This window comes from Nonomuraea sp. NPDC001684 (assembly GCF_053596515.1).
Map to the genome: position 1 here is coordinate 1 of NZ_JBSFGJ010000374.1, position 9,181 is coordinate 9,181.

The following is a 9,181-nucleotide window of genomic DNA, read 5'->3' on the forward strand; positions in this document are numbered from 1 at the left end:
GGTGGACGTGGTCACGCTGGTCCCGGGCGACGTCGTCACGCTGCGGCTGGGCGACATCGTCCCGGCCGATCTGCGGCTGGTGTCGTCGGCGGGGCTGGAGTGCGAGGAGTCGGTGCTGACCGGCGAGTCGCTGCCGGTGGCCAAGGCCGTCGAGCCCGTCGGCCCGGACCGCGCGCTGGCCGAGCTGGCCAGTTGCGCGCTGATGGGCACCGTCGTGCACGCCGGGTCCGGCGCCGGCGTGGTGGTGGCCACCGCCGGACGGACCGAGTTCGGGCGCATCGCGCTCAGGCTCGGCGACCGTCATCCGGACACCGAGTTCCAGATCGGGCTGCGCCGGTTCTCCATGCTGCTGGTGCGCGTCGCCGCCGCGCTCACCGCCGGGATCTTCGTCGTCAACCTCGTGCTGCACCGCCCGGTGCTGGACGCGCTGCTGTTCTCGCTGGCGATCGCCGTCGGCATCTCCCCGCAGCTCCTGCCCGCCGTGGTCTCGACCAGCCTGGCCGCCGGCACCCACCGGCTGGCCCGGCACCGGGTGCTGGTCAAGCGGCTGGTCTGCATCGAGGACCTGGGCGACGTCGACGTGCTGTTCACCGACAAGACCGGAACCCTGACCGAGGGGCGGATCAGCTTCACGCGCTCACTCGGGCCGGACGGCAGCCCCGACGACCGCGTCCTGGAGCTGGGCCTGCTCTGCAACGAGGCCGTCGTCAGCGGCCAGGACGGGGAACCGGGCCGCTCGGCGAGCGGCAACCCCCTGGACGTCGCCCTGTGGGACGCGCCCGCCGCCGCCGCGCTCCGGCCCGGACCGCCCGGCCGGCGCCTGGCCGTCGTGCCCTTCGACCACGAACGCAGAACCGCCTCCGTCCTGGTCGAGGACGACGACGGCCGGATGATCGTCACCAAGGGCGCTCCGGAGGCCGTGCTGGCGCGCTGCACCCCGGTCGCCGACCGGGCCAGGGCCGTGCTGGAGGCCGAGTTCGCCGCCGGCAACCGGGTGGTGGCGGTGGCCACCCGGCGGCTGACCGGCGACGCCGCCCGCCGGACGACCCTCAGCCAGGCCGACGAGCACGACCTCGCCTTCCGCGGCCTGCTGGTCTTCCTCGACCCGCCCAAGGCCGGCGCCGAGCAGGCGCTGCGCCGCCTGGCCGGCCTCGGCATCACCGTCAAGGTGCTCACCGGGGACAACCCCGCGGTCGCGGCCAAGCTGTGCGCCGATCTCGGCCTGCCCGGCGGGCGGGTGCTGACCGGCCAGGACGTCGAGGCCGCCGACGACTCCCGGCTGGCCGCGCTCATCGAGCAGGCCGTCGTGTTCGCCCGGGTCAGCCCCGAGCACAAGGCGCGCATCGTGCGGGCCCAGCGGCGCAACGGCCTGGACGTGGCCTTCCTCGGCGACGGCGTCAACGACGCGCTCGCGCTGCACGCCGCCGACGTGGGCATCTCCGTCGACGCGGCCACCGACGTCGCCAAGGACGCCGCCGACGTGCTGCTGCTGGAGAAGGACCTCGCCATCCTGGCCGACGGCGTCATCCAGGGCCGGCAGATCTTCGCCAACACCATGAAGTACGTGCTGATGGGGACGTCCAGCAACTTCGGCAACATGTTCTCCGCCGCCGCGGCCTCGGCGTTCCTGCCGTTCCTGCCGATGCTGCCGTCCCAGATCCTGCTCAACAACCTGCTCTACGACTCCAGCCAGCTCGCCATCCCCACCGACAACGTCGATCCCGAGCAGCTGCGGCGCCCGTCCCGGTGGGACGTGGCGTCCATCCGGCGGTTCATGTTGTTCTTCGGGCCGGTCAGCTCGCTGTTCGACTTCGCCACCTTCGCCGTCATGCTCGGCGTCCTGCACGCCGGGCCGCCGCTGTTCCGCACCGGCTGGTTCGTCGAGTCCCTGGCCACCCAGGTATTGGTGGTCTTCGCGATCAGGACCAGGCGGGTGCCGTTCTTCCGCAGCCGTCCGAGCCTGCCCCTGACGGTCGCCGCCCTGAGCGTCGTGGTGCTCGGCGCGGTCATCCCGGTCACCCCGCTCGCCGGCGCCCTGGGCTTCCAGCCGCTGCCCGGCCCGTTCTTCGCGGTGCTGGGCCTGATGGTGGTCGCCTACCTGGCCCTCGTCGAGCTGGCCAAGCGCCGTTTCTACCGGGCGGCGCCGGAGACCCTGGCCGGCGGCGGGCGCACCGCCGCCCACCCGACGCACCGCAGGGCCCACCGGTTCAGCACGGTGGCCGCCGCCCTCGCCGCCGGACGTCCGCCCTCCGCCCCCCGAGAAGGGGACCAAGGTCCCTAGGGCGCGGGAGCGCAGCCGGAAATCATCGTCATCATGACGACGATGCAGCACATCGATGCCTACTGGCGCGCGGCGAACTACCTGTCCGTGGGGCAGATCTACCTGCTGGACAACCCGCTGCTCACCGAGCCGCTGCGCCCCGAGCACGTCAAGCCGCGGCTGCTCGGCCACTGGGGCACCACCCCGGGCCTGAACTTCTGCTTCGCCCACCTCAACCGGATCATCGCCGAACGCCGGCAGGACATGATCTACATCGCCGGTCCCGGCCACGGCGGGCCCGCCGCCGTCGCGCACGCCTGGCTGGAGGGCTCCTACTCGGAGAAGTACCCCGAGGTCTCCCAGGACGCCGCCGGGATGCGCCGGCTGTTCCGGCAGTTCTCCTTCCCCGGCGGCATCCCCAGCCACGTCGCGCCCGAGACGCCCGGCTCCATCCACGAGGGCGGCGAGCTGGGATACTCGCTCGCGCACGCGTTCGGCGCGGCCTTCGACAACCCGCGCCTGGTGGTCGCCTGCGTCGTCGGCGACGGCGAGGCCGAGACCGGCCCGCTGGCCGCGAGCTGGCACTCCAACAAGCTGCTCGACCCCTACCGCGACGGCGTCGTCCTGCCGATCCTGCACCTGAACGGCTACAAGATCGCCAACCCGACCGTGCTGGCCCGCATCCCCCAGGACGAGCTGGTCAAGCTCATGGAGGGGTACGGCTACCGCCCCCACCTCGTCGGCCCCGACCACGAAGAGATGGCGCGCACGCTCGACACCGTCTTCGACGAGATCGCCGCCTACAAGGAAGGCCGCCTGGAACGCCTCCCCATGATCGTCCTGCGCACGCCGAAGGGCTGGACCGGCCCGCGCGAGGTGGACGGCAAGCCGGTCGAGGGCACCTGGCGGGCCCACCAGGTGCCGCTGTCGGGCGTCCGCGACAACCCGGCGCACCTGGCCATGCTGGAGGAGTGGATGCGCTCGTACCGGCCGCAGGAGCTGTTCGACGCCGAGGGCCGCCCGGCGCCCGTCCTGCTGGGGACGGTCCCCGAGGGGCCGCTGCGGATGAGCGCCAACCCGCACGCCAACGGCGGCGAGCTGCTGCGCCCGCTGGCGCTGCCCGACTTCCGCGACCACGCGGTGGAGGTCAAGTCGCCCGCGGCGCAGTCGACCGAGCCGACCCGGGTGCTGGGCGCCTTCCTGCGGGACGTGATCGCCGCCAACCCGCACGACTTCCGGCTGATGGGCCCGGACGAGACCGCCTCCAACCGGCTGCAGGCCGTCTTCGAGACGACCACGCGGGCCTGGAACGCCGAGGTCGAGCCCACGGACGAGAACCTGGCGCCGGGCGGCCGGGTGATGGAGGTGCTCAGCGAGCACCTGTGCCAGGGCTGGCTGGAGGGCTACCTGCTGACCGGCCGGCACGGCCTGTTCAACTGCTACGAGGCGTTCATCCACATCATCGACGCCATGTTCAACCAGCACGCCAAATGGCTGCAGTCGGCGAAGAGGATCCCCTGGCGGCGGCCCGTCGCCTCGCTCAACTACCTGCTCTCGTCGCACGTGTGGCGGCAGGACCACAACGGCTTCAGCCACCAGGACCCCGGCTTCCTCGACGTCGTGGTCAACAAGAAGGCCGATGTCGTCCGGGTCTACCTGCCGCCGGACGCCAACACCCTGCTGTCGGTGGCCGACCACTGCCTGCGCTCGCGCGACTACGTCAACGTGATCGTGGCGGGCAAGCAGCCGGTGCTGGACCTGTTCACCATGGACGAGGCCGTCGCCCACTGCACCCGCGGCCTCGGCGTCCTGCCCTGGGCGTCCTCGGACGAGGGGGCCGAGCCGGACGTCGTGCTGGCCTGCGCGGGCGACGTGCCCACCCTGGAGACGCTGGCCGCCGCGGCGATCCTGCGCGAGCACCTGCCCGAGCTGAAGGTGCGCGTCGTCAACGTGGTGGACCTGATGCGGCTGCAACCGCCGTCGGAGCACCCGCACGGCCTGCCGGACGCCGAGTTCGACGCCCTGTTCACCACCGGCAGGCCGGTCGTCTTCAACTTCCACGGCTACCCCTCGCTCATCCACCGCCTCACCTACCGCCGCACCGGGCACGCCAACATCCACGTGCGCGGCTACAAGGAGGAGGGCACCACGACCACGCCGTTCGACATGGCCATGCTCAACGACATCGACCGCTACCACCTGGTCATCGACGTCATCGACCGGGTGCCCGGCCTGGGCGCCACCCAGGCGCACCTGCGCCAGCGCATGGCCGACGCCCGGCTGGCGGCCCGCGCCCACACCCGCGAGCACGGCGAGGACGCCCCCGCCGTCCGCGACTGGACCTGGTGACGCGCGAAGGACGCCGGCCCGCGCGGCCGGAAAAGGAGAGCCAAGGTCCCGTCAAGACGGGCCGCCGCACCACGGGTGGCCGGCCTCGCGGGACCGAGGCTGACTTTCAGCGACGTCTGAAGGGATCACGGACATGGATCGCATCGTGCTCGGCTACGACGGCTCGGACTTCTCCGTCCAGGCCCTGGACTGGGCGCTGGACGAGGCCGAGCTCAGGAACCTGCCGCTGACCGTCGTCCACGCCTGGCAATGGCCGTACGGCGAGGCGGAGGAGGAGGCCAAGGCCCACCTGCGCAAGGCGGCCGAGCACGTCCTGTGGCACGGCGCCGAGTGCGCCCGCTCCACCAGCTCGGGCGTCCGCGTGGAGACCGACCTGTACGAGGGCCCGGCCGCCCAGCGGCTGGTGGAGCTGTCCGCCGACGCCACGCTCGTCGTGGTCGGCTCGCGGGGGCTGAGCGCGCTGCCCCGGGTGGTGGTCGGTTCGGTGGCCGGGTACGCCGCCGCGCACGCCGAGTGCCCGGTGATCGTCGTACGCGGGCCGGGGCCGCTGCCCAAGGCCACCCGTCCCGGCCCGGTCGTCCTGGCCGAGCGGGAGCCGGACGCGGCGGTCGTCGAGTTCGCGTTCGCCGAGGCGGCCCTGCGCGGGCTGCCGCTCGCGGCCTCCGCCGACCTGGGGGAGTGGGCGGCTCGCCGTCCGGAGGTCCAGGTCGAGCAGGGTGAGCCTCACGAGCGGGCGACGCTGGTCGTGGTCGGCCGGCCGCGGGCCGCGCATCTCGGCACCGCGAGTTCACTGCCGCAGCACGCGCCCTGCCCGGTCGCGGTGGTGCCGGGCGACCGCCCCTGAGCTCCCCGCGTCACCCGGACGCGGGCGGCAGCCGCGGGTTCAGCACGGCCGCGGGCGCCACCGCGACCGGGCACCTGGACTCCAGCAGGGCGGCCTGCGTCACCGCTCCGAGCAGCAGGCAGGGAGGGGCCTCGTTCCCCCGGTTGCCGAGCACGAGGAGCGTGGCGTCCTTGGAGGCCTCGATCAGCACGCGCTGGGGGCGTTCGGTCAGGAACTCGGTGACCACCGTCACCTCGGGGCGTCTGCGGGCCAGGTGGGAGACGACCTCGCGGAAGCGGTTCTCCGCGCCCTTGCGCAGCGCGTGCGAGTCCACGAAGGGCAGCGGCTCCTGCCAGGACGACGACCCGCAGTCGGCCCAGCAGCACAGGGCCGTCACGGTGCCCTCGCGCAGGGCGGCCTCGTCCAGGGCGAGGTCGAAGGCGGCCAGGCTGGCGGGTGAGCCGTCCAGGCCGGCCACGATCCTGACGTCCTGGCGGGTGGGCGGCTGGAGCGGCGGCCGGACGACCACGACCGGCGTGACGCTGTGCGCGGGCACCTGGACGGCGGCCGACCCCACCTGAAGCCCCTCGAACCCGCCCTGCCCGCGCGATCCGAGCACCGTCAGCTCCGCCTCGCGCGCGGCCTCCAGCAACACCGCCGAGGGGGTGCCCCGGCCCAGGAGCGGCTGCACGTCCAGCTCCGGCGCCAGCTCCCTGGCCCGCCGGACGCCCTCGTCCACGACGCCGAGCGCCACCGGTTCGACGTGCCGCATGATCTCCTGGGCGACGGGTCTGGGGGCGTAGGGCCAGTGCAGGGCGTGGCAGACCAGGACGGGCAGCCCGCGCAGGCGCGCGTCGGCGACCGCCCAGTGCAGCGCGTGGCGGCTCTCGGTCGAGTCGTCGTACCCGACGAGCACGGGCCGGCCGGCGTGGGCGTCGATCACTGCCGCCTCCGGGAGCGGATTCTGTCCGGTTACCTGCGCGGATGAGCCTTCCCTGGACCGGCGGGACGAGCCCCACAGGGGAGGAAAGTCTTGGCCTAGCCTGCTTGCCCGTCGCGCGCCGGGTCCCGAAGTTGGAGGGGACAGCGGCGACTTTTGGTGTGTTTGCGCCCCTTGTATCCGTTATGGCGGGTATGGGGACGTCGAAGGCGCGAAGGAGGGAAGATGCGCGGACGGATCGTGGCCGCGGTGGACGGCTCCGCGTCATCGACCGCCGCGGTGGAATGGGCCGCCGGCGACGCCCAGCGCAGAGGGCTGCCGCTCCGGCTCGTGCACGTGTGCGAGCAGTGGGTGCTCGGCGTGGACGGCGCCCGGTACTGCCTGGGCGCGCTGGAGGCGGCCGCCGGCCGGGCCCGCGCGATCGGCGGGGGCGTCGAGGTCACAGCCGAGATGCTGGCGGGCAACGTGATCGACGCGCTGATCGTCGAATCGGCCACGGCCGACAGCCTGGTGCTGGGCAGCAGGGGCATGGGCGGCTTCGCCGGCATGGTGCTGGGGTCGGTGGGCCGGGCGGTGGCCGGGCACGCCGCGGGGACCGTCGTGGTCGTCCGCGGGGTGGTCGCCGTCCGGCACGACCTGGTGGTGGCCGGCGACGACGGCTCGGCGGGGTCCCGCCAGGCCATGGCGTACGCCGTCGAGCAGGCCCGTGCGCGCCGCGCCCGCCTGCACGTGGTCTACGCCTGGCAGGCGCCCGCGGTCTCGCCGTACTGGGCGGCCTACAGCCACCTGCTGGCCGACTCCTTCCAGGAGGAGGCGAGGGCGGCCCAGGCGCGGGTGAACCCGTGCCGGAGCGAGAACCCCGACGTCGAGATCACCGACGAGCAGGTGCGCGGGCACCCCGTGGCCGCGCTCACCGAGGCGGCCGCCGCCGCGGACCTCGTCGTGGTCGGCTCGCGCGGACGGGGCGGCTTCTCCTCCGCGGTGCTCGGCTCGGTGAGCCACGGCGTGCTGCATCACGCGGCCTGCCCGGTGGCGGTGGTACGGCCGCGCGCGGAGAAGGGATGACGGGACCGGAGGTGTTCGGAGTGTCGGACGAGGGGGCGTCATGGCCGGTGTGATCGTGGTGGGAGCCGACGGCTCGGCCCCCGCCGCCGCGGCGGTCGGCTGGGCCGCCGACGACGCCGCGCGGACGGGCGCGCAGCTGCGGATCGTGCACGCCCTGGACCGGCAGCCGTACGCCGTCACCAGGTTCCCCGACTACGGCCAGGGCAACTACCTGCTGCTGGCGGCGGCCAAGGTGCTGGAGGCGGCCGAGACCGCCGCGCGCGCCCGGCAGCCGTCGGTGCGGCTGCACGCCGAGGTCGTCGAGGGGACGCCCGCGGCCGTCCTGCTGGATCAGGCGCGGCAGGCGGACGAGCTGGTCATCGGCAACCGGGGGCTGGGCGGTTTCGCCGGCGCGCTGCTGGGATCGGTGACCACGCACGTGGCCGGGCACGCCGCCTGTCCCGTGGTGGTGGTGCGCGCCGAGGGCGGCGGGCCGGTCGGCGAGATCGGCGTCGGGATCGGCGACTCCGACGTCTGCCAGCCGGCCATCGGCTACGCCTTCGAGCAGGCCAGGCTGCGCGGCGCCCGGCTGCGCCTGATCCGCGCCTGGCAGATCCCCGTGCACGCCTTCGCCCCCGAGATCGCCTACGACCTGGACGAGGTCCGCGCCGCCCAGCACGAGGCGGTCCGCGCCCGGACGGCCGGATGGCGGGAGAGGTGTCCCGAGGTGACGGTCGTGGAGGACGTCCAGAGCGCGCATCCGGTCGAGGCGCTCACCGGCGCCCCCTGCGATCTGATCGTGGTGGGTTCCCACGGGCGGGGCACGTTCGGCTCGCTGGTGCTCGGCTCGGTCAGCAGGGGAGTGCTGCACCACGCCCGCTGCGCCGTCGCGGTGGTCCGCCCGTAGAGGTCGTCCCTGGTCAGGAGGGTCGAGAAGCATGCAAGCTGGAAGTATGAGGCAAACCCTGCGCTTCGGACGGGTGGCGGGCATCCCCGTCGGCGCTCACTGGTCCGCGCTGGCCATCGTCACGCTCGTGGCGGTGGGATTGGGCTCCGGGGTCCTGGCCGTCGCCGCCCCGGGCGCGGGCCGGACGACGTACTGGGTCGCCGGCGCGCTCACGGGACTGTTGCTCATGGTGTCCCTGCTCGCGCACGAGCTGGCGCACGCGCTGGTGGCCAAGCGGTGCGGCATGGAGGTGGAGTCCGTCACCCTCTGGGCGCTGGGCGGCGTCACGCAGTTCCGCGACGAGGCGCGGACGCCCGGGGCCGAGGTGGTGACGGCGGCCGCCGGCCCCGCCGCGAGCCTGCTGCTGGGCGGTCTCGCCCTCGGAGTCACGGCCGTGCTGCCGCCGGGCGTGCCCAGGGCCGCCGCGGCGTGGCTGGCCATGATGAACCTCGTCCTGGGCGTGTTCAACCTGCTGCCCGGCAGCCCGCTCGACGGCGGGCGGGTGCTGCACGGCCTGATGTGGAGCCGCCACGGCGACCGCGCCCGCGCCGACGCCGGCGCCGCGCGGGCCGGTTACGCGATCGGCATGGCGCTGACCTTCACCGGGTTCGTCGTGATCTGGGTGTGGAACCCGCTGGGCGGGATGTGGGTGGTGATCACCGGCTGGTACATCGCGGGCGCCGCCCGCGGCGAGATCATGAGCAGGGCGGCCCGGCGCGGCCTCGGGGGAGTGCTGGTGCGGGACGTCATGACGGCCACGCCGGACCTGGCCCCCGCGTGGCTGACCGTGCAGGGGCTGGTCGACGCGGTGGTGCTCGG

At 74.0% G+C, this 9,181-nt stretch carries 7 protein-coding genes; 6 read left to right on the plus strand and 1 reads right to left on the minus strand.

Translation table 11 applies throughout. The features are described 5' to 3' along the window. The 3 genes from mgtA to ACWCSD_RS40155 all read left to right on the plus strand — a co-directional run. The coding region (mgtA, locus tag ACWCSD_RS40145; RefSeq protein ID WP_449922726.1) for a magnesium-translocating P-type ATPase at positions 1 to 2,281 on the plus strand (2,281 nt) is incomplete at its 5' end. A gap of 42 nt (positions 2,282 to 2,323) precedes the next feature. Then, a complete protein-coding gene (locus ACWCSD_RS40150) occupies positions 2,324 to 4,609 on the plus strand; it encodes a phosphoketolase family protein (RefSeq protein WP_449922728.1) in 2,286 nt (761 codons plus the stop codon). A 133-nt stretch (positions 4,610 to 4,742) separates the two neighbouring features. Next, positions 4,743 to 5,453: a universal stress protein gene (locus ACWCSD_RS40155; RefSeq protein ID WP_397159951.1), complete on the plus strand. Its 711-nt coding sequence runs from the start codon at positions 4,743 to 4,745 to the stop codon at positions 5,451 to 5,453. Between the two features lie 10 nt (positions 5,454 to 5,463). Here ACWCSD_RS40155 and ACWCSD_RS40160 read toward each other — a convergent pair whose 3' ends face one another. Continuing rightward, entirely contained in the window at positions 5,464 to 6,375 is a 912-nt protein-coding gene (locus tag ACWCSD_RS40160; protein ID WP_387676475.1) for a universal stress protein, read from the minus strand. Positions 6,376 to 6,597: 222 nt separating this feature from the next. Here ACWCSD_RS40160 and ACWCSD_RS40165 point away from each other — a divergent pair, with 222 nt between their 5' ends. From ACWCSD_RS40165 to ACWCSD_RS40175, 3 genes are all read left to right on the plus strand, one after another. Further along, positions 6,598 to 7,437, plus strand: coding sequence for a universal stress protein (locus ACWCSD_RS40165; protein WP_397159953.1), 840 nt, complete (start codon positions 6,598 to 6,600; stop codon positions 7,435 to 7,437). A 40-nt stretch (positions 7,438 to 7,477) separates the two neighbouring features. After that, positions 7,478 to 8,323, plus strand: coding sequence for a universal stress protein (locus tag ACWCSD_RS40170; RefSeq protein ID WP_397159955.1), 846 nt, complete (start codon positions 7,478 to 7,480; stop codon positions 8,321 to 8,323). Positions 8,324 to 8,369: 46 nt separating this feature from the next. Then, positions 8,370 to 9,181, plus strand: an 812-nt coding sequence (locus ACWCSD_RS40175) for a M50 family metallopeptidase (protein ID WP_449922731.1), incomplete at its 3' end; no start/stop codon positions are given.

Excerpts from the sequence above, each read along its gene's own strand:
- ACWCSD_RS40165 (WP_397159953.1), top strand. The coding sequence starts at position 6,598 with ATGCGCGGACGGATCGTGGCCGCGGTGGACGGCTCCGCGTCATCGACC.
- ACWCSD_RS40155 (WP_397159951.1), top strand. The coding sequence starts at position 4,743 with ATGGATCGCATCGTGCTCGGCTACGACGGCTCGGACTTCTCCGTCCAG.
- ACWCSD_RS40150 (WP_449922728.1), top strand. The coding sequence starts at position 2,324 with ATGCAGCACATCGATGCCTACTGGCGCGCGGCGAACTACCTGTCCGTG.
- ACWCSD_RS40170 (WP_397159955.1), top strand. The coding sequence starts at position 7,478 with ATGGCCGGTGTGATCGTGGTGGGAGCCGACGGCTCGGCCCCCGCCGCC.